The organism is Kitasatospora sp. NPDC033851, from assembly GCF_055576085.1.
In genome coordinates this window covers 279,600-301,641 of the sequence record NZ_JBVIRL010000011.1, presented here as the reverse complement: position 1 = coordinate 301,641, position 22,042 = coordinate 279,600, and the positions used below count along the sequence as shown (strand labels likewise).

At 75.5% G+C, this 22,042-nt stretch carries 3 protein-coding genes; all 3 read right to left on the bottom strand.

Annotated elements, in window-relative coordinates; translation table 11 throughout:
- Positions 1-3,829, bottom strand: a 3,829-nt coding sequence (locus ACZ51D_RS22665) for a type I polyketide synthase (RefSeq protein WP_465663378.1), incomplete at its 3' end; no start/stop codon positions are given.
- A gap of 350 nt (positions 3,830-4,179) precedes the next feature.
- Positions 4,180-5,298 (bottom strand): agmatinase family protein, encoded by a 1,119-nt coding sequence (locus ACZ51D_RS22660; protein WP_465621403.1) that lies wholly within the window; start codon positions 5,296-5,298, stop codon positions 4,180-4,182.
- 259 nt (positions 5,299-5,557) lie between these two features.
- Entirely contained in the window at positions 5,558-21,229 is a 15,672-nt protein-coding gene (locus ACZ51D_RS22655) for a type I polyketide synthase (protein WP_465663377.1), read from the bottom strand.
- Positions 21,230-22,042: the final 813 nt, after the last annotated feature.

The following is a 22,042-nucleotide window of genomic DNA, read 5'->3' as shown; positions in this document are numbered from 1 at the left end:
CGGCGACCGGGTCGTCGCCACGGATGGCGCGAACGGGATACACCAGTGTGTCCGGGACCGCGCCGCTCCCGGCCACCGAGGCCAGGTCCGCGAAGCACACCGCGCCCGGAAGGCCCAGGCCGTCGTCGCCGAGCACTCCGATCGCCTCAGCCGGCACGTCGGCCGGCAGCGCCGCCGGTATCCAGTCCCGGCGGAAGAGCGACTCATGGCCGCCCGGGGCCGCGAGCTTCTCCGCGGCGAAGGGACGGAGGACCAGCGACTCGACCAGGGCGACCGGCCGGCCGGTGGCATCGGCGATCGCCAGCGACACCGCGTCGGGGCCGACCACGGCCACGCGAACGCGAAGCTCGGCCGCGCCGGACGCGTACAGCGACACGTCCGACCACGCGAACGGGAGGCGGCCCTGTCCGGTGTCGGGCAGCAGTCCACCAAGTCCGATGGCATGCAGGGCGGCGTCCAGGAGAGCGGGGTGCACGCCGAAGGACCCGGCGTCCGCCTGCGCCTCCGCCGGCAGGGCGATCTCGGCGAAGACCTCGCCGTCCCGCCGCCAGGCCGACCGCAGGCCTTGGAACACCGGGCCGTACTCGAGACCGGCGGCCGCCAGCCCCTCGTACAGGCCGTCGACCGGGACGTGCTCCGCGCCGGCCGGCGGCCACTGCGCGAGGTCGAAGGAGGCCGGGGGCGCAGCGGGCGCCAGGATGCCGGTGGCGTGGCGGGTCCACGGCAGGTCGGGCCAGGTGTCGTCGACACCGTCGTCCTGCGGCCGCGCGTGCAGGCTCAGCGGCCTGCGGCCCTGCTCATCGGGGGCCCCCACCGTCAGACACAGCTGGAGGGCACCTGTCACGGGGAGCGCCAGGGGCGCTTCCGCGGTGAGCTCCTCCAGTCGGCTGCATGCCACCTGGTCGCCGGCCGCGATGGCGAGGTCGACCAGAGCCGTGCCCGGGAGCACCACCCGGCCCGCGACGGCGTGGTCGCCGAGCCAGGGGTGCGTCCGTACGGACAGCCGGCCGATGAAGAGCCGCCCGTCCAGTTCGGGCACCGACACGGCCGCGCCGAACAGCGGGTGTGCGACCGCACCGAGGCCGGCCGCGGTGACGTCCCCGGCGTGATCGGCTCCGCTGTCCAGCCAGTAGCGCTCACGTTGGAAGGCGTAGGTCGGCAGGTCCACCCGGCGGGCACCCGTGCCCGCGAAGACGGCCTGCCAGTCGACCTTCGCACCGAGCACGTGGAGTTGGCCGAGCGCGGTGGTGATGCTCTCCGGCTCGGGGCGGTCGCGGCGCAGGGCGGGGGTGAGGACGGCGTCGCTGTCCTCGGCGAGGCAGTGCTGCGCCATGGCGCTGAGCGTGCCGTCCGGGCCCAGCTCCAGGAACGTCCGAACGCCTTCGCCCTCCAGCACGTGCACCGCGTCGGCGAAGCGGACGGCCTCGCGAACATGCCGCACCCAGTACTCGGGGTCGGTCAACTCAGCCGACACGAGCGAACCGCTCAGCGTCGACACGATCGGAATCCGCGGCTCCGCGAACGCCAACTCGGCAGCCACCGCGCGGAACTCCGCCAGCATGCCGTCCATCAGCGGCGAATGGAACGCATGACTGACGGTGAGCCGCCTGGTCCGGCAGCCGTCGGCCGCCAGCTTCTCCGCGACATCCAGAACGGCCTGTTCGGTGCCAGAGATCACCACGGACGCCGGCCCGTTGACGGCGGCGATGCCCACCTCGGCCGTCAGCAGCGGCAGCACCTCGGCCTCGGAGGCCCGCACCGCCACCATCGCGCCGCCGCGCGGCAGCGCCTGCATCAACCGGCCACGCGCCACCACCAGCCGGCACGCATCCGCCAGCGAGAACACACCCGCCACGTGCGCCGCAGCCAACTCACCGATCGAATGCCCCGCCAGGAAGTCCGGCCGCACACCCCACGACTCGACCAACCGGAACAGCGCCACCTCCAACGCGAACAGCGCCGGCTGCGTGAACCCCGTCTCACTGATCAGCTCCGCATCCGCGACCGCCTCACGCAGCGGACGCCCCAACAGCGGATCCAACTCCACGCACACCGCATCGAACGCAGCCGCGAACACCGGGTAGGAGGCATACAGCTCCCCACCCATCCCGACCCGCTGACTGCCCTGCCCCGCGAACAGGAACGCCGTGCGACCACCCGTCCCCGCAACCCCACGAACCCCTGCCGAGCCGCCCGCGGCCAGCGCCTCCAGACCGGCCAGCAACCGCGCCCGGTCATCACCGACCAGCGCCGCCCGCTGCTTGAGCGCCGCGCGTCCGACGGCGAGGGAGAGGCCGACGTCGGCGGGGTCGAGCGTCGGGTCGGCGGCCAGGTGGGCCCGCAGGCGCTCGGCCTGGGCGCGGAGGGCCGCGTCGTCGTGGCCGGAGAGCACGAGCGGCACCGGGCGGGGCCGGCCGTCCGGGCGCGCCGCCGCCGCGGTGGCAACGGGGGCCTGTTCGAGGATGGCGTGGGCGTTGGTGCCGCTGACGCCGAAGGACGAGACGGCGGCCCGCCGGGGTCGGCCGGTCTCCGGCCAGGGGCGCTCCTCGGTGAGGAGGCGGACCGTGCCGGCCGACCAGTCGACGTGCGGGGTGGGTTCGTCCACGTGCAGGGTGCGCGAGAGCACGCCGTGGCGCATCGCCATGACCATCTTGATGATGCCGCCGACGCCGGCCGCGGCCTGGGTGTGGCCGAGGTTGGACTTGAGCGAGCCCAGCCAGAGCGGGCGGTCCGCGGGCCGGTCCTGGCCGTAGGTGGCGATCAGGGCCTGCGCCTCGATGGGGTCGCCGAGGCGGGTGCCGGTGCCGTGCGCCTCCACGGCATCGATCTGATGGGCGGTCAGCCGGGCGGCGGAGAGGGCCTGCCGGATGACCCGCTGCTGCGAGGGGCCGTTGGGGGCGGTGAGTCCGCTGCTGGCGCCGTCCTGGTTGACGGCGGTGCCGCGCACGACGGCCAGCACGGGGTGGCCGTTGGCGACGGCGTCCGAGAGCCGTTCGACGAGCAGCATGCCGACGCCCTCGCCCCAGCCGGTGCCGTCGGCGGCGGCCGCGAAGGACTTGCAGCGACCGTCGGCGGCCAGGCCCCGCTGGCGGCTGAAGTCGATGAAGGCGTTGGGGGTGGACATCACGGCGACGCCGCCGGCCAGCGCCAGCGAGCACTCCCCTGCGCGCAGCGCCTGCACCGCCCAGTGCAGGGCGACCAGCGAGGACGAGCACGCGGTGTCGACGGTGACCGCCGGGCCCTCCAGGCCGAGCGCGTACGCAACGCGGCCGGAGGCGACGCTGCCGGAGTTCCCGTTGCCGAGGTAGCCGGCGACCTCCTCGGGCACGGTGACCAGGCGGGAGGCGTAGTCGTGGTACATCACGCCGGCGAAGACGCCGGTGGCGCTGCCGCGGACGGACTCCGGGTCGATGCCGGCCCGCTCGAACGCCTCCCAGGAGGTCTCCAGCAGCAGGCGCTGCTGCGGGTCCATGGCGAGCGCCTCGCGCGGCGAGATACCGAAGAACGCCGGGTCGAAATCGGCGGCGTCATGCAGGAAGCCGCCCTCGCGGGTGTACGAGGTGCCGGGGCTGTCGGGGTCCTCGTCGTACAGGGCGGAGACGTCCCAGCCGCGGTCGTCGGGGAACTCCGAGACGCCGTCGGCGCCGTCGGAGACCAGCCGCCACAGCTCCTCGGGCGAGGTCACTCCGCCCGGGTAGCGGCAGGCCATGCCGACGATGGCGATCGGCTCCGGCTCCTGGTCCTCCAGCTCGCGGAGCCGCCGGCGCGTCTCGCGCAGGTCGGCGGTCGCCCGCTTGAGGTAGTCGAGGAGCTTCTCTTCGTTCTCCACGTGCTGTCACACCCTTGAACCCGGTCGTGGGGGCCGTGCCGGCCGCTTCCGGAACGTCCGAGCACGTCCGGAGGGCCCTGGGCACGGCCGCCGATGATTCGCGATGAAAACGTGCGCCCGAAACTCCGCACCGACCCGGGAGGGAATCTGCCCCGGCGTTTCCGGTTCCGGTTTCCGCGCACCGGTCCGCCGGATTTCGAGTCGCCCGGCCGGTGGAATTCTCCGGCAGGGCCACGGTCATTTCCTGTTCGCCGCCACGCTAGCAGCGGCGTTCCGCGGGAGGCATCCCCTAACCTCCCCCTAGCCGGGTGCGGGGATATCCGCGGCAATTCCGCCGGACCGGCCGCGAATCAGCCCATCGGGAATTTCACCTGACCGGAGACGATCGGGTTGAGGTAGTTCGGTCCGGCGATCTTCAGGCGGTTCATGGCGAGGCCGGTGAGGCCCTCGAAGATGGCCCGGCGGGCGTTCATGGTGGTGGAGTAGCCGGGGTCCAGGTGCGGGGCGACCTCGACCACGTCCATGCCGATGACCTTGGTCTCGTGACAGATCCGGCGGAAGGCCGGGAAGATCTCGCGGTTCGTCAGGCCGCCGGGCTCGGGGGTGCCGGTACCGGGTGCGTAGACGGGGTCGAGGACGTCGATGTCGAGGGAGAGGTAGACGAACTCCGCGTTCTCCTGGACCTCGGCGATGGCCTTGTCGAGCACGGCGTGGAAGCCGATCCGCTCGATCTCGGCCATGAAGTGGGTCTTCATGCCCTGCCGCCGCATCCAGTTGAAGAGCTGGTTGTCGGGGCCGGTGACGGTGCGCACGCCGACCTGGACGACGTTGCCGGCCGGCACCCCCTCGTCCTCGATGATGCGGCGGATCGGGGTGCTGTGGGTGGCGCGGTGGCCGAGCTGGCTGTCGTGGCAGTCCGGGTGGGCGTCGAAGTGGATGACGCCGATCTTCTCCGGGCCGTACACGTCCGCGAGGGCTCCGACGCTCGGCCAGAGCAGCGAGTGGTCGCCCCCCAGCAGGACCGGGACGGCGCCGACCTCGGCGATCTCGCGCACCAGGGAGCGGATCGGGCCGATGGAGTTCGGGGTGCTGAACGCGTCCACGGCCGCGTCGCCGTAGTCCACGACCTTGAGCACGTCGAACGGGTTGATCCGGGTGCTCGCGTTGATCATCGCTTCGGGCGTGTTGAAGATGTAGCGCTCGTCGGCGCGGATCATGCGCGGCCCGTACGCGGCGCCGCGGTGGCCGACCGAGGAGTCCAGCGGAATGCCCAGCACGGCGACGTCGACGTCGCCGGCCCGCAGGTCCTCCTGGTTCAGGCAGTACGGGACGCCCATGAAGGTGGCGAGCCCCGAGTAGGCGGGGTGAGCGTAGTAGCGGCGCAGGTCGATCGGCCCGGGCTCGCGGGCGGGAGCCGCGGACCGGTCGACCTCCAGGCGGAACTCCGGGATCTCGGACTTGTCGTTCACGCGTCTCCTCGGTGGCATGGCAGGGCGGGCGTCGCGACGGTGCGGGGCGCGGAGTGTCGCGCCGCTCGACGGGGCGCAGGCCTGCACGCGGGTCGCTGCGGACCGAGCCTAGGTCGGCCGAAATTCCGTCAGTACCCGTGCGCGCCACTACCCGACCCCTAGGTCGCCGGGGCCGACCCCTACCTTCGGTGCGCCGGCCGGAGGTGGCGGCGGGGCGGTGTCCGCCGGGAGCCCGCGCGGGCTCCCGGCGGACGCGGCGTCACTTCAGGCCGAGCTCCTCGTCGAGCAGGCTGAACAGCTCGTCGGCGGTGGCCCCGTCGAGTGCGGTGTCCTCGGCGCGGGTCGGCTCACCGGTGGCCGCGGTCCGGGTCTCGGTCCACATCGCCAGCAGGGTGCGCAGCCGGGTGGCCACGCTGCGGTGCTCCTCGTCGCCCGGGGTGAGCGAAGCGAGGATCGACTCCAGGCGGTCGAGTTCCGCACCGATCGGCAGCGCCGGGCCCACCGCGGCCTCCTGCTCGCGGGTCTCCTCGCGGAGGTAGGCGGCGAGGGCGGCCGGCGTGGGGTGATCGAAGATCAGCGTGACCGGCAGGCGCAGGCCGGCGGCCGCCCCGAGCCGGTTGCGCAGGTCCACGGCGGTCAGCGAGTCGAAGCCCAGCTCCACGAACCCGCGGGCCGGTTCGATGGCGCTCGCACTGCCGTAGCCGAGTACCCCGGCGACCTGGGCGCGTACCGCGTCCAGCAGGATGCGGTCGCGGTCGCCGTCCGGCAGTCCGCGGACCTGGTCGGCCAGGGTGCTGGGCACCGGCTGTCCGGCCCGGCCGTCGGCGGCCGTCCGTGGACCGCCGGCCGGGCGGCGGGCCGGCGGTCGGACCAGGCCGCGCAGCAGGTGCGGCACCGCCCCGGGGTCGCCCTGGGCGCGGACGGCGGCGGGGTCGAACCGCATCGGGACGAGGTGGGCGTCCGGCAGCGCGAGCGCCCGGTCGAGCAGGTCCAGCGCCTCGGCTGTGGGCAGCGGGGCGAAGCCGGCCCGGGTCATCCGGGCCACGTCTGCCTCGTCCAGGCTGCCGGACATGCCGCCGGACGGGCCGGCGGAGTCCCCGTCCGGGGCCCACAGGCCCCAGGCGAGCGAGACGGCCGGCAGCCCCCGGTTCCTGCGGTGCCGGGCGAGGGCGTCCAGGAACGCATTGCCTGCGGCGTAGTTGGCCTGCCCGGGGCCGCCCAGCACACCGGCGGAGGAGGAGAAGAGGACGAAGGCCGCGAGATCGAGCCCGGCGGTCAGCTCGTGCAGGTGCCACGCCGCGTCGATCTTGGGGCGCAGCACCGACTCCAGCCGCTCCGGCGTCAGGGCGGTCACCACGCCGTCGTCCAGGACGCCGGCGGTGTGCACGACGCCGGTCAGCGGGTGGGCGGCGGGGACTGCCGCGAGCAGGTCGGCGAGCGCCGCCCGGTCGCCGGTGTCGCAGGCCGTGACGGTCGCCTCGGCACCGAGCGCGGCCAGGTCGGCGACCAGGTCCGCAGCCCCGGGGGCGTCGGCGCCGCGCCGGCTGGTGAGCAGCAGGTGCCTGACCCCGTGCCGGGTGACCAGGTGGCGGGCGACCAGCGCACCCAGCGCTCCCGTGCCACCGGTGACCAGAACGGTGCCGTCCGGGGCGAAGGCCGCTGTGCCGCGGTGGTCCTGTCCGTGGTCGGCCGCGACCGACTCCGTGGTGACCGGCTCCGTGGTGACCGGCTTCGTGGTGACCGGCTTCGTGGTGACCGGCTCGGCGCTGACCGGCTCGGCGGCGACGGGGACGCGGGCCAGTCGGGGCACCTGCACCGTGCCGCGCCGGACGGCGAGCTGCGGCTCGCCGGAGGCCAGGGCGGCCGGGAGAGCGCGGACCGAGTCGGCGTCCTCGTCCAGGTCGACCAGGACGATCCGGCCGGGGTTCTCGCTCTGGGCGGAGCGCAGCAGTCCCCATGCCGGTGCGTGTGCCGGGTCGGCAAGGCCCTCCTCGTCGCCGACGGCGACCGCACCCCGGGTGAGGAGCACCAACCGCGCGTCGGCCGGGCCCTGGTCGGTCGCCCACTGCTGGGCGAGGCGGAGCGCGCGGAGGGCGGCCGCGCGGGCCGCCTCCGGGGTGTCGGAGGCGGGGGCGTCGGTGGCCTGCGTGTCAGTGGTCCGTGTGCCGTCGGGGCGGGCCGGGAAGGCGGGGACGAGCACGGTCGCCGGTGCGGGCGCTCCGGCGGCCACGGCCGCGGTCAGGACGGCGAGTCCGGGGTATCCGGGCAGGTCCTGCCCGTCCGGCCCGACCAGGCCGTCGGCGGTGCCGAGCACCGCCCACGGCTGCCCGTCCGGCGCCGTGTCGGCGACGGCTGCGGGTGCGCCGGGCAGCGCGGTCCACTCGATGCGGAAGAGCGAGTCGTGGAAGGCGTCCCGGGCGGCGTGCAGTTGCTCGGCGGAGGCCGCGCGCAGCACCAGGGTGTCGACGGTGGCGACCGGGTGGCCGTGCTCGTCGGCCAGGTCCAGGGCGACCGCGTCCTGGCCGGCCGGGGCGAGCCGCACCCGCAGCGCGGCCGCGCCCGGGGCGTGCAGCCGTACGCCCGTCCAGGAGAACGGCAGCCGGGGGCGGCCCGGGTCGAGGTCGGCGGCCGGCACCAGGCCGCCGAGGCCGATGCCGTGCAGGGCGGCGTCCATCAGCGCGGGGTGCAGCCCGAATGCGGCGGTCTCCAGTGCGCGGCCGGTCGGTTCGGGGGCGATCTCGGCGAAGAGTTCGCCGTCCAGCCGCCAGGCGCGGCGCAGGCCGCGGAAGGCCGGCCCGTAGTCCAGACCGGCCGCGGCGGTCGCCGCGTACAGGCCGTCGGTGTCGACCGGTTCGGCACCGGCCGGGGGCCAGGCGGTGAGGTCGAGGCCGTCGGCCGGGGCACCGTCGGCCAGCAGGCCGGTGGCGTGGCGGATCCACGGCTCGTCGGCGGGGACGTCCTCCACCCGGGAGTACAGCGCCAGGGCACGGCGGCCGTCCGGCTCGGCGGCGGCAACGGTCAGGCGCACCTGGACTCCGCCGCGTTCGGGGAGCACCAGCGGTGCGGCGAGGGTCAGTTCGTCGAGGAGCTCGCAGCCGACCTGGCGGCCGGCGCGGAGCGCGAGTTCGACGAGGGCGGTGCCGGGCAGCACGGTCGAGCCGTGCACGGTGTGGTCGGCCAGCCAGGGCTGGGTCGAGCGCGCGACCCGGCCGGTGAACACCAGCGCTCCGGTGTCGGGGAGTTGGACGGCCGCGCCGAGCAGCGGGTGACCAGCCAGGTCGAGTCCGGCGGAGGCCATGTCCCCGGCGGACAGGCCGGCGTCGAGCCAGTAGCGCTCCCGCTGGAAGGCGTAGGTGGGCAGGTCGATCCGGCGGGCACTCCCGGGGCCGACGAGGAGCGCCGACCAGTCGACGTCGGCGCCCCGGACGTGGAGTCCGGCGAGGGCGGTGGCCAGGGCTCGGGGCTCGGGCCGGCCCCGGCGCAGGGCAGGCAGGAAGGCGGGGCCGGTGCCGGTGACGCAGTCCTGGCCGAGGGCGCTGAGGACGCCGTCGGGGCCGAGCTCCAGGTAGCGGGTGGCGCCTTCGGTCTCCAGGGTCCGGACGGCGTCGTGGAAGCGGACGGCCTCGCGGACGTGCCGCACCCAGTACTCGGGGTCGGTCAGCTCGGTCGAAACGAGCGAGCCGGTCAGGGCGGAGGCGATCGGGATCCGCGGCGCCTCGTACGCCACCTGCTCCGCAACGGCCCGGAAGTCGTCGAGCATGCCGTCCATCAGCGGAGAGTGGAAGGCGTGGCTGACGGTCAGTCGCTTGGTGCGGCGGCCGTCGGCGGCGAGCTTCTCGGCGATCTCGACCACGGCGGTCTCGGCACCCGAGATCACCACGGACGTCGGGCCGTTGACCGCGGCGATGCCGACACCGTCGGTCAGCAGCGGCAGCACCTCGCCCTCCGCCGCTTCGACGGCGACCATCGCGCCGCCGCGCGGCAGCGCCTGCATCAGCCGGCCGCGCGCCGCGACCAGCCGCGCCGCGTCGGCGAGCGAGAACACCCCGGCGACGTGCGCGGCCGCCAGCTCGCCGATCGAGTGACCGGCGAGCAGGTCGGGCCGGATGCCGAAGGCCTCCGCCAACCGGTAGAGCGCCACCTCCAGGGCGAACAGGGCGGGTTGGGTGTACGCCGTCTCGTCGATCAGCTCGGCGTCCGCGATCGCCTCGCGCAGCGGACGCTCCAGGTGGCGGTCCAGCTCCCTGCAGACGGCGTCGAAGGCCTCGGCGAACACCGGGAAGGCCGCGAACAGTTCCTCGCCCATGCCGGCCCGCTGGCTGCCCTGGCCGGTGAACAGGAAGGCGGTGCGGCCGGGCGCGGCCGCGCCGCGGACCAGACCGGGTGCCTCGGCGCCCTCGGCCAGGGCGGCCAGGGCCGCCAGGAGGTCGTCGTGCCCGGCGGCGACCAGGACGGCCCGCTGCTCCAGGGTGGCGCGGGTGGTCGCCAGTGCGTGGCCGACCTCCTCCGGGGACGGCTCGGGGTGGCCGGTCAGGTGCGCCAGCAGGCGGGCAGCCTGGCCACGCAGGGCGGTCTCCCCCTTGGCGGAGAGCGGCCAGGCGAGGACGGGTGGCTGCGCCGGGACGGGCGGCTGCCCATCGGCGGCCGCGGCAGACGAGGTCTCCGGGGCCTGCTCCAGGACGGTGTGGGCGTTGGTGCCGCTGATGCCGAAGGAGGAGACGGCGGCGCGGCGCGGGCGGCCGGTCTCCGGCCACGGCACGGAGTCGGTGAGCAGCGCGACCGCGCCCGCCGCCCAGTCCACGTGCGGCGAGGGCGCGTCCACGTGCAGCGTCCGCGGCAGCACGCCGTGGCGCATCGCCATCACCATCTTGATCACACCGGCCACGCCGGAGGCGGCCTGGGTGTGGCCGAGGTTGGACTTCACCGAGCCGAGCCACAGCGGCCGGTCGTCGGTGTGGTCCTGTCCGTAGGTGGCGAGCAGGGCCTGGGCCTCGATCGGGTCGCCGAGGGTGGTGCCGGTGCCGTGCGCCTCCACCGCGTCCACCTCGTCGGGGGTGAGCCGGGCGTCGGCGAGGGCCTGCCGGATGACCCGCTGCTGGGAGGGGCCGTTGGGGGCGGTGAGGCCGTTCGAGGCGCCGTCCTGGTTGATCGCCGAGCCGCGGACGACCGCCAGCACCGGATGGCCGTTGCGGCGGGCGTCCGAGAGGCGCTCGACGAGCAGCATGCCCGCGCCCTCGCCCCAGCCGGTGCCGTCCGCCGCCGCGGCGAAGGACTTGCAGCGGCCGTCCTCGGCGAGGCCGCGCTGGCGGCTGAACTCCACGAACGTGCCGGGGGTGAACATCACCGTGACACCGCCGGCCAGTGCCATCGTGCACTCGCCGCTGCGCAGCGCCTGGACGGCCAGGTGCAGGGCGACCAGCGAGGAGGAGCACGCCGTGTCGACGGTGACCGCCGGGCCCTCCAGACCGAAGGTGTAGGCGACGCGGCCGGAGACGACGCTGCTGGAACTGCCGGTGCCGAGGTAGCCCTCGACCTCGTCGGGGGCGGCGCGCAGCCGGGTGCCGTAGTCGTGGTACATCACGCCGGCGAAGACGCCGGTCCGGCTGCCGCGCACGGTGGCCGGGTCGATGCCCGCCCGCTCGAAGACCTCCCAGGCGGTCTCCAGCAGCAGCCGCTGCTGCGGGTCCATGGCGAGCGCCTCGCGCGGCGAGATGCCGAAGAACGCCGGGTCGAAGTCGGCGGCGTCGTGCAGGAAGCCGCCCTCGCGGGTGTACGAGGTACCGGGGTGGTCGGGGTCGGGGTGGTACAGCGCGTCGAGGTCCCAACCGCGGTCGGTGGGGAAGCCGGAGATGCCGTCCCGGCCGCCCGCGACGAGCTGCCAGAGCGCCTCGGGCGAGTCGATGTCGCCGGGGTAGCGGCAGGCCATCCCGACGATCACGATCGGGTCGTCGTCGAGCCCGGTGGCGGCCACGGCGGGTGCGTGGCCGGCCGGATCGGGGCGGTCGCCGAGGAGTTCGGCGCGCAGGTGGACGGCGAGCGCGGCGGGGCTGGGGTAGTCGAAGACGAGCGTGGCGGGGAGCCGCAGGCCGCTCGCCGCGCCGACCTGGTTGCGCAGTTCGACGGCGGTCAGCGAGTCGAAGCCGAGCTCCTTGAACGCCCGTTCGGCGTCGACGGCGGCGGCGTTCGGGTAGCCGAGGACGGCGGCGACCCGGCCGCGGACGAGGTCGAGCAGCTCGCGTTCCTGGTCGGCGGGGCTCAGTACGGCGAGCCGGTCGGCGAGCTGCCCGGCGGCGCCGGCCGCGGCCGGCCCGTCGGCGGTGCGGACGGCTCGGCGCAGCGGGGCGCGGACCAGGCTGCGCAGCAGCGGCGGGACCTGCCCGTCGGCGGCCCTGCTCCGCAGGACGGCGGTGCTGATCCGCATCGGGACGAGGACGGCGCCGCCGTCCTGCGCCCGCTGGGCGGCGAGGGCCGCGTCGAACAGGGCCAGGCCCTCGTCGTCGGAGAGCGGACCGAGGCCGGAGCGTTCCATCCGTGCGAGGTCGTTCTCGGTGAGGTGGCCGCTGACGCCGCTGGCCTGCGCCCACAGGCCCCAGGCCAGCGAGGTGGCGGGCAGGCCGTGGGCGCGGCGGTGCTCGGCGAGGGCGTCCAGGGCGGCATTGGCGGCGGCGTAGTTGCCCTGGCCGGGGCCGCCGAAGAGGCCGGCTGCGGAGGAGAAGAGCACGAAGGCGGCGAGGTCGAGCCGGGCGGTCAGCTCGTGCAGGTGCCGGGCGCCGTCGGCCTTCGGGCGCAGGACGGCGTCCAGCCGGTCGGGGGTGAGTGAGCTGATCACGCCGTCGTCGGTGACGCCGGCGGTGTGGATGACGGCGGTCAGCGGGTGGGCGGCGGGGACGGCGGTGAGCAGGTCGGCGAGCGCCGCCCGGTCACCGGTGTCGCAGGCAGCGACGGTCGCCTCGGCGCCGAGCGCGGCCAGGTCGGCGGTCAGCTCGGCCGCGCCGGGGGCGTCGGCGCCGCGCCGACTGGTGAGCAGCAGGTGCCTGACCCCGTGCCGGGTGACCAGGTGGCGGGCCACCAGTGCACCGAGCGCGCCGGTGCCACCGGTGACCAGGACGGTGCCGTCGGGGTCGAGGGCGGGCGGCCCGGACTCGGCCGCGGGAACGGCGACCCGGGTCAGTCGCAGGGCGTGCGGGGTGCCGCTGCGCACGGCGAGCTGCGGTTCCCCGGCGTCGAGGGCGGCGGGGAGGACGCGGGCGGAGGCCGGGTCGCCGTCGAGGTCGACCAGGCTGATCCGTCCGGGGTTCTCGGTCTGCGCGGAGCGGACGAGTCCCCAGGCGGCGGCGTGCGCCGGGTCGAAGACGTCCGGGTCCTCGGCGGTGGCGACGGCGCCGCGGGTGAGCACCACCAGGTGGCCGTCGGCGGTCCGCTCGTCGGCGAGCCAGCCCTGGACGAGGGCGAGCACCCGGTGGAGCGCGCCGGCGGTCGCCGCCGGGGCCGGGTCGGCGGGCGGCAGGCAGGGGGCGAGCACCACGTCGGGGACGGGGCCCGCCGCGGCGAGCGCGGCCAGATCGGGGTGGTGCTCCACGGGGAGGCCGAGGCCGGCCGGGGCGTCGCCGCCGAGCACGGCCCAGCGCTCGCCCCCGGCGGCCGCGGGCTCGCCGAGGGGCAGCGCGACCCACTCCGGGCGGAACAGCGACTCGTGGTGGAGGGTCTGCGCGGCGTTCACCTGCTCGGCGGTCACCGGCCGCAGGACCAGCGCGTCGATCGTGGCGACGGGCCGGCCGTCCTCGTCGTCCAGGCGCAGGGTGACGCCGTCCGTGCCGTGCGGGGTGACCCGGGCGCGGAGGGCGGCGGCCCCGGCGGCGTGCAGCCGCACGCCCGTCCAGGAGAACGGCAGGCCGGCCTGCCAGTCGGCGCCGTCGGCTACGGTCAGGCCGAGGGTGTGCAGCGCGGAGTCCAGCAGCGCGGGGTGCAGTCCGAAGCGGGCGGCGTCGGCCTCGGCCTGCTGCGGCAGGCGCAGTTCGGCGTACACCTCGCCCTCGTGCCGCCAGGCACGGTGCAGGCCCTGGAAGGCCGGGCCGTAGTCGAAGCCCACCGCGACCATGGCCTCGTAGCGGCCCGCCAGGTCGGCCGCGACGGCGCCCTCGGGCGGCCAGGGGCCGGGCGCGGGGGCGGGCGCGGGGGTGCCGGCCGTGGCGAGCACCCCGGTAGCGTGTCGGGTCCACGGCTCCTCGGCGGGGAGGTCCTCGCGGCGGGAGTGCAGGCTGAAATCGCGGCGGCCGTCGGGGGCGGGTGCGCCGAGGGTGAGCCGCAGCTGGACACCGCCCTGCGGGGGCAGCACCAGCGGTGCGGCGAGGGTGAGTTCCTCCAGCAGGTCGCAGCCGACCTGGTCGCCGGCCCGCAGGGCGAGTTCGACGAAGGCGGTCCCGGGCAGCAGCACCGAACCCATCACGGTGTGGTCGGCCAGCCAGGGGTGGGTGCTCAGGGCGAGCCGCCCGGTGAACACCAGCCCGCCGGAGTCCGGGAGTTCGGCGGCGGCGCCGAGGAGCGGATGGCCGGTGGCGCCGAGACCCGCCAGGGTGACGTCGCCCGCGTCCGCCGGCGGGACGTTCGGCCAGTAGCGCTCGCGCTGGAAGGCGTAGGTGGGCAGGTCGACCCGGCGGGCTCGCTGCCCGGCGAGGACCGCGGGCCAGTTCGGGTTCGCTCCGCGCACGTACGCCTCGGCGAGCGCGGCGGTGAGCGTCTGCTGTTCCGGTCGGCCGTGGCGCAGCGTGGGCAGGAAGGCGGCCGGTCCGGTGGCGCTCTCCTGCGCGAGGGCGCTGAGGACGGCATCGGGGCCGAGCTCCAGGTAGGTGCCGACGCCCTGGGTGTCGAGCGCCCGGACGGCGTCGGCGAAGCGGACGGCTTCCCGGACGTGGCGCACCCAGTACTCGGGGTCGGTGAGTTCGGCGGACGCGGGGGCTCCGGTGAGCGTGGAGACGATCGGGATGCGGGGCGTCCCGTACCGCAGCTGGGCGGCGACCGTGCGGAATTCCGCCAGCATGCCGTCCATCAGCGGCGAGTGGAAGGCGTGACTGACCGTCAGCCGCTTGGACTTGCGGCCCGTCAGCTGCTCCATGACGGCTCGGACGGCGTCCTCGGTGCCGGAAAGCACCACGGACGCGGGCCCGTTGACCGCGGCGATGCCGACTCCCCGGGTCAGCAGCGGCAGCACCTCCGCCTCGGACGCCTCGACGGCCACCATCGCGCCGCCGCGCGGCAGCGCCTGCATCAGCCGGCCACGGGCCGCCACCAGTTGCGCCGCGTCCGACAGCGAGAACACGCCGGCCACGTGTGCGGCGGCGATCTCGCCGACCGAGTGGCCGGCGAGCACGTCTGGGTGCAGTCCCCAGGCCTCCAGCAGGCGGAACAGGGCCACCTCGACGGCGAACAGCGCCGGCTGGGCGCACGCCGTCTCGTTGATCGACTCGGGGTCTGCGATCGCCTCGCGCAGCGGGCGGTCCAGCAGCGGATCGAGCTCCGCGCAGACCTCGTCGAAGGCGTGCGCGAACACCGGGTGGGACGCGTGGAGTTCCGCACCCATTCCGGCCCGCTGACTGCCCTGGCCGGTGAACAGGAAGGCGGTCCGGCCGAGCGCCGCGGTGCCGCGGACCAGGCCGGGCGCCTCGGCGCCCTCGGCGAGGGCGGTGAGCGCGGCCTGCCGGGCGGACGGGTCCGCTCCGGTGATCAGGGCCCGGTGTTCGAAGGCGGCGCGGGTGGTGGCCAGGGAGTGGCCGAGGTCGGCCGGGTCCAGGGCGGGTCGCTCGGCGAGCAGCGCCGACAGCCGGGCCGCCTGGCCGCGCAGCGCCTCGGCGCTGCGGGCCGAGAGCGGCCAGAGCACGGCCGTCGGCGCAGCGTCCCCAGCCGCGGGTTCGGGCTCGGGTTCGGGCTCGGGCGCCGGGGCCTGTTCCAGGACGGTGTGCGCATTGGTGCCGCTGACGCCGAAGGAGGAGACGCCGGCCCGGCGGGGCCGTCCGCTCTCGGGCCAGGGACGGGCCTCGGTGAGCAGTTCGACGGCGCCGGACGCCCAGTCGACGTTCGGCGACGGCTCGTCCACGTGCAGGGTCCGAGGCAGGACGCCGTGCCGCATCGCCATGACCATCTTGATGATGCCGGCCACGCCGGCGGCGGCCTGGGTGTGGCCGAGGTTGGACTTCACCGAGCCGAGCCAGAGCGGCTGTTCGGCCGGCCGGTCCTGGCCGTACGTGGCGAGCAGTGCCTGGGCCTCGATCGGGTCGCCGAGCGCGGTGCCGGTGCCGTGCGCCTCGACCGCGTCGACCTCATGGCCCGACAGGCCCGCCGCGGCGAGTGCCTGGCGGATCACCCGCTGCTGGGAGGGCCCGTTCGGGGCGGTCAGACCGTTGGACGCGCCGTCCTGGTTGACGGCGGAGCCGCGGACCAGGGCCAGCACCTGGTGCCCGTTGCGCTGCGCGTCGGAGAGCCGCTCGACCAGCAGCAGGCCGACGCCCTCGCCCCAGCCGGTGCCGTCCGCGCCCGCGGCGAAGGCCTTGCAGCGCCCGTCCGCGGCCAGGCCGCGCTGGCGGCTGAAGTCGATGAAGTTGCCGGGCGTGGACATCACAGTGACGCCGCCGGCGAGCGCCAGTTCGCACTCGCCCGAGCGCAGCGCCTGGACGGCCCAGTGCAGGGCGACCAGCGAGGAGGAGCAGGCGGTGTCGACGGTGACCGCCGGACCCTCCAGGCCGAGGGTGTACGCGATCCGGCCGGAGAGCACACTGGCCGCGTTGCCGGTGCCGAGGAATCCCTCGGAGCCGTCCGGGGCGCTGACCACGAGCGGCAGGTAGTCCTGGCCGTTGGTGCCCGCGAAGACTCCGGTGCGGCTGCCGCGCAGGGTGGTCGGGTCGATGCCGGCCCGTTCGATCGCCTCCCAGGCGGTCTCCAGCAGCAGCCGCTGCTGCGGGTCCATCGCCAGCGCTTCGCGCGGCGAGATGCCGAAGAAGCCGGGGTCGAACGCGCCGGCGTCGGCGAGGAAGCCGCCCTCGCGAACGTAGCTGGTGTCCGGGTGGTCCGGGTCGGGGTGATAGACGGCGTCGAGGTCCCAGCCGCGGTCGCCGGGGAAGGGCACCAGCGCGTCGGAGCCGTCGGCGAGCAGCCGCCACAGCGCCTCGGGCGAGTCCACGCCGCCGCCGAACCGGCAGCTCATGCCGACGATCGCGATCGGCTCGTCGTCCGCGGCGGCGCTCCCGGTGCGCTCGGGTTGCCCGGCCGCGGGGGCCGCAGCGCCGAGCAGTTCGGCGCGGAGCAGGTCGGCGAGGGCCGTCGCGTTGGGGTGGTCGAAGACGAGGGTGGCGGGCAGCCTCAGGCCGGTGAGCGCGACCAGCACGTTGCGCAGCTCGACGGCGGTCAGCGAGTCGAATCCCAACTCTCGGAAGGCCCTGGCGGGTTCGACGTCCTGCGGTCCGGCGTGGCCGAGCACGGCGGCGACCTGGGTGCGGACGAAGTCCAGCGCCATGCGCGGCCGTTCGCTCTCCGCCGCCGCGGCCAGCCGCTGCTGGAAGGTGGCGCCGCCGGACTGCTCGCCGTACTCGCTGTCGGCGGCGGCCATGGCCTGCAGTGCCTCGGGCAGCTCGTCGAAGAGCGTGCTGGCGCGGATGCCGGTGAACTGGGGTGCGAAGCGGTCCCAGAGCACGTCGACCACGAGGGAGAAGGTCTCGTCGAGGTCGAGGGCGTGCTGCATGGCGGCGATAGCGGTGGCCGGGTCGAGCGCCGGGACGCCGCCGCGGCGCAGCCGGTCCTTGACGGTGTCGTCGACCGCCATGCCGCCCTCCGCCCAGGCGCCCCAGGCCATCGCGGTGGCGGGCAGGCCGGCGGCGCGGCGCTGCTCGGCGAGGGCGTCCAGGAAGGCGTTGGCGGCCGCGTAGTTGCCCTGGCCGGGCCCACCGAAGGTGCCGGCGAAGGAGGAGAACATGACGAACGCCGAGAGGTCGAGCTCCCGGGTGAGTTCGTGCAGGTTGACGGCGGCGTCGACCTTGGGGCCGAGCACCCCGGCGAGTCGCTGCGGGGTGAGGGCGTCCAGCACGCCGTCGTCCAGCACGCCGGCCGCGTGGACGACGGTGGTCAGCGGGTACTGGTCGGGGATGTCGGCCAGCAGGCCGGCGAGCGCGGCGCGGTCGGTGACGTCGCAGGCGGCGACGGTCACCCGAGCGCCCAGGGCGGTGAGTTCGGCCTCCAGCTCGGTCACGCCGGCGGCGTCGCGGCCGCGGCGGCTCGTCAGCACCAGGTGCTCGGCGCCGCGGCCGGCCAGCCAGCGGGCGACGTGGGCGCCGAGCGCGCCGGTGCCGCCGGTGACCAGGGCGGTTCCGCGCGGCGACCAGCCTTCGGCCGGGGCGTCGGTGCGCGGGGCGCGGACCAGGCGGCGGGCCAGGATCCCGGCGGGGCGGATCGCCAGGTGGTCCTCGGCGCCGAGGCCGGCGAGCACGGCGGCGAGCCGGTCCTGGGCCCGCTCGTCCGGGGTGGGCGGCAGGTCGATCAGGCCGCCCCAGCGGTCCGGGTACTCCTGGACGACGACCCGGCCGAGGCCCCAGACCTGGGCCTGGACGGCGTTCTCCAGCCGGTCCGCGCCACCGGTGGTGACCGCGCCCCGGGTGGCGCACCAGAGCGGGGCCTCGATGCCGGCGTCGCCGAGCGCCTGGACCAGGGCGAGCGTCCCGGTCAGTGCGAGCGGCGCGGACGGGTGCTCCGGGTGCGTTCCCGAGGCCAGCGGGAGGAGCGAGAGCGCGCCGGTGAACTCTTGTCCCTCAGAGGCGAGTTCGGCGCGCAGAAGGTCGGCGACGGCGGCCCGGTCGGTGGCCGCGGGGTCGACGGCGAGGTGCCGCACGCGCACGCCGCGCCGGGTGAGGGCCTCGGCGGCCGCGGAGCTCCACGCGTCGGTGTCCGCAGCAGCCTCGGCCGGGGTGACGAGCAGCCAGGTGCCGGTGAGCCGCCCGGTCGGCGTGTCCGGGACAGGCCGCCAGGCGATCCGGTAGCGCCAGTCGTCGACGGTCGAGCGCAGCCGGCTGCTGCGGCGCCAGGCGGTCAGTGCGGGCAGGACGGCATGGAGCGGCTGGTCCCCGGCGACGGCCAGGGTCGTGGTGAGCGCTTCCAGGTCGCCGCGCTCGACGGCCGCCCAGAACTGTTCGTCGGCCGGTGAGCCGGCCGTCGCCCCGGCGGCGGCGCCCTCGTCCCACGCCCCTGCGGTGGGCCAGAACCGGCGCTGCTGGAAGGCGTAGGTCGGCAGGTCGACCCGGCGTGCGCCAGTGTCGGCGAAGTACGCCTGCCAGTCGGGCCGGGCCCCGCGCACCTGGAGCCGGGCGAGCGCGGTGGTCAGTGCGCGTGCCTCGGGCCGGTCGGCGCGCAGAGCCGCGGCGAAGGCGGAGTCGCGGTGCCGGGCGTTCTCATCGCCGAGGGCGGTCAGTGTGCCGCCGGGGCCGATCTCCAGGAACGTCCGGACGCCTTCGGCCTCCAGGGCGCTGATCGCGTCGGCGAAGCGGACGGCCTCCCGGACGTGGCGCACCCAGTACGCGGGGTCGGTCAACTCCTCGGCGGCGAGCGCCCCGGTGAGGGTGGAGACGAGCGGAATCTGTGGGGCCTCGTAGGCGACCTGGTCGGCGACCGTTCGGAAGTCCGCCAGCATGCCGTCCATCAGCGGCGAATGGAAGGCGTGACTGACCGTCAGGCGGGTGGACTTGCGACCCGTCAGCTGCTCCGTGACGGCCCGGACGGCATCCTCGGCGCCCGACAGCACCACGGACGTGGGCCCGTTGACCGCGGCGAGGCCGACGCCGTCGGTGAGCAGCGGCAGCACCTCGGCCTCGGAGGCCCGCACCGCCACCATCGCGCCGCCGCGCGGCAGCGCCTGCATCAACCGGCCACGGGCCGCCACCAGCCGGCACGCGTCCGCCAGCGAGAACACGCCCGCCACATGCGCCGCGGCCAACTCACCGATCGAGTGACCGGCCAGGAAGTCCGGCCGCACACCCCAGGATTCGACAAGCCGGAACAGCGCCACCTCCAGCGCGAACAGCGCCGGCTGGGTGTACCCCGTCTCGTCGATCAACCCCGCATCCGCGATCGCCCCGCGCAGCGGACGGTCCAACAGCGGGTCCAGCTCAGCGCACACCGCGTCGAACGCAGCCGCGAACACCGGGTAGGAGGCATACAGCTCCTCGCCCATCCCGACCCGCTGACTCCCCTGCCCCGCGAACAGGAACGCCGTCCGGCCCTCGACCGGCGAGCCGAACACCAGGTCGCCCGAACTCCCTTCCGCCGCAAGGACGTCCAGCGCGGCCAGGAGCTCCTCGCGGCCGTCCGCGACCAGCACCGCGCGCTGCTCCAGCGCGGCGCGGCCGGTCGCCAGGGTGTACGCCACGTCCAGCGGACGCAGGTCGGGCGCGGCCGTCAGCCGCTCCCGCAGCCGCGCGGCCTGGGCCTGCAGCGCCGCCTCACCCTTGCCGGAGAGCAGCCAGGGCAGCACGCCGGGCGCCGTGTCGGGCCCGTCCGGCGCCTGCTCGGTCTCCGGCGGCGCCTGCTCGATGATGGTGTGGGCGTTGGTGCCGCTGAACCCGAACGAGGAGATGCCGACGCGGCGCGGCGCGCCGGTCTCCGGCCAGTCGCGGGCCTCGGTGAGCAGTTCCACCGTCCCGGCCGACCAGTCGACGTTGCCGGTCGGCCGGTCCACGTGCAGGGTCTGCGGCAGCAGCCCGTGCCGGATCGCCATGACCGACTTGATGACGCCGCCGATGCCGGCCGCGGCCTGGCTGTGACCGATGTTGGACTTCAGCGAGCCGAGGTAGAGCGGGCGGCCCTCGGGCCGGTCCCGGCCGTACGCGTCGATGATCGCCTGCGCCTCGATCGGGTCGCCGAGGGTCGTGCCGGTGCCGTGCGCCTCGACCGCGTCCACCTGGTCGGGCGTCAGCCGCGCGCTGGCCAGCGCCTGGAGGATGACGCGCTGCTGGGAGGGGCCGTTGGGTGCGGTGAGGCCGTTGGACGCGCCGTCCTGGTTGACGGCGGAGCCGCGGACGATCGCCAGCACCGGGTGGCCGTTGCGGCGGGCGTCCGACAGGCGCTCCACCAGCACCATGCCGGCGCCCTCGGCCCAGCCGGTGCCGTCGGCCGCTTCCGCGAAGGACTTGCACCGGCCGTCGGCGGCCAGGCCCCGCTGGCGGCTGAAGTCCACGAAGGTGCCGGGGGAGTTCATCACGGTCACCCCGCCGGCCAGGGCGAGCCCGCACTCGCCGTTGCGCAGCGCCTGCACGGCCAGGTGCAGCGCGACCAGGGACGAGGAGCACGCGGTGTCGACGGTGACCGCCGGGCCCTCCAGGCCCAGGCTGTACGCGATCCGGCCGGAGACCACGGAGGCCGCGATCCCGGTGCCGAGGTAGCCCTCGACGTCGTCGGTGGAGCCGAGCAGGACGGTCAGGTAGTCCTGCCCGCTGGTCCCGGCGAAGACACCCGTCCGGGTGCCGTGCAGCGACAGCGGGTCGATGCCGGCCCGTTCGAAGGCCTCCCAGGAGGTCTCCAGCAGCAGCCGCTGCTGCGGGTCCATCGCCAGCGCTTCGCGCGGCGAGATGCCGAACACGGCGGGGTCGAACCGGGCGAGGTCGTGGATGAACCCGCCCTCGCGGGTGTAGCAGGTGCCCGGGTGGTCCGGGTCCGGGTGGTAGAGGTTCTCCAGGTCCCAGCCGCGGTCGGCCGGGAAGCCGGACATCGCGTCGCCGCCCGACGCCACCAGCTGCCACAGGTCCTCGGGCGAGCGGACGCCGCCGGGGTAGCGGCAGCTCATCCCGACGATGGCGATCGGTTCCTGGTCCCTGGCCTCGGCCTCCCGCAGGCGCAGCCGCGTCTGGGCCAGATCGGCCGTCACCCGCTTGAGGTAGCCGCGGAGTGTCTCTTCATTCGCCATCGTTACTGTGACCTCTTTACGGCCTTGCGGCTGCGAGCGGATGTTCACCCCGTGCAGGGCTGTTCCGACCGGGCGGCGGGACGTGGCGGGGCAGCGCCGCGGCGAAGGCGGTCCGGGCAGCCGGAAGGCCCCGGGTGGTCGCCGCTCCGCGCAGGAGCGGGCGCCCCGCCGGAGGCCTCACGGTGTCCGGAGCCCGCGTTCGCCGGCAGGCCCGATCCGCCTGCCGCCCGCGACGCTCCCCAGCTCATCGGGAACCATTTCCGGCGCCACGCTAGGAGCCGCCCCGGGGCCGAACAACCCCTACCGCTCCCCTACGAACCGCGGCGCTGCGCCCCCGTTTCGGGAGGTGGGCGGGAGTTCGGCAGCACCGAGAGGGAGCCGGAGGCCCATTCCTCGCCGGGGTGCCAGAGCCCGCTGGAAGGGCGGAATCGACGCGAGAGCCGTCGACGGACGCGGGCGGCCGGACTTCAGTCCGTGACCGCCTGTCCTTCACCTGACCCGAGCCGGCCCGATCGGCCGCCTGCCGGCCGGGTCACGCGGCCGGCAGCGGACGATCCGCCGGCTGCGTGGCGATGTGGTCGAATGAGCCGGTCTCGGCCTGGGTGACGATGTCGGCGAACTGTGCGGCGCTCAGCTGGATCTGCCGTCTTCGCTATCGACGGCACCCTGGTCGACAGCAGCACCGTCACCACCGGCGCCCTCCGCGGCGGCTTCGCCGGCCCGGAGGCAGCGGCACCCTACTGTGGGCGCGGCGAGGCCGGTGGGATGCTCACTGCTCCCCCACCTCAGTCGATCTTCCTCGGTACCGGATCC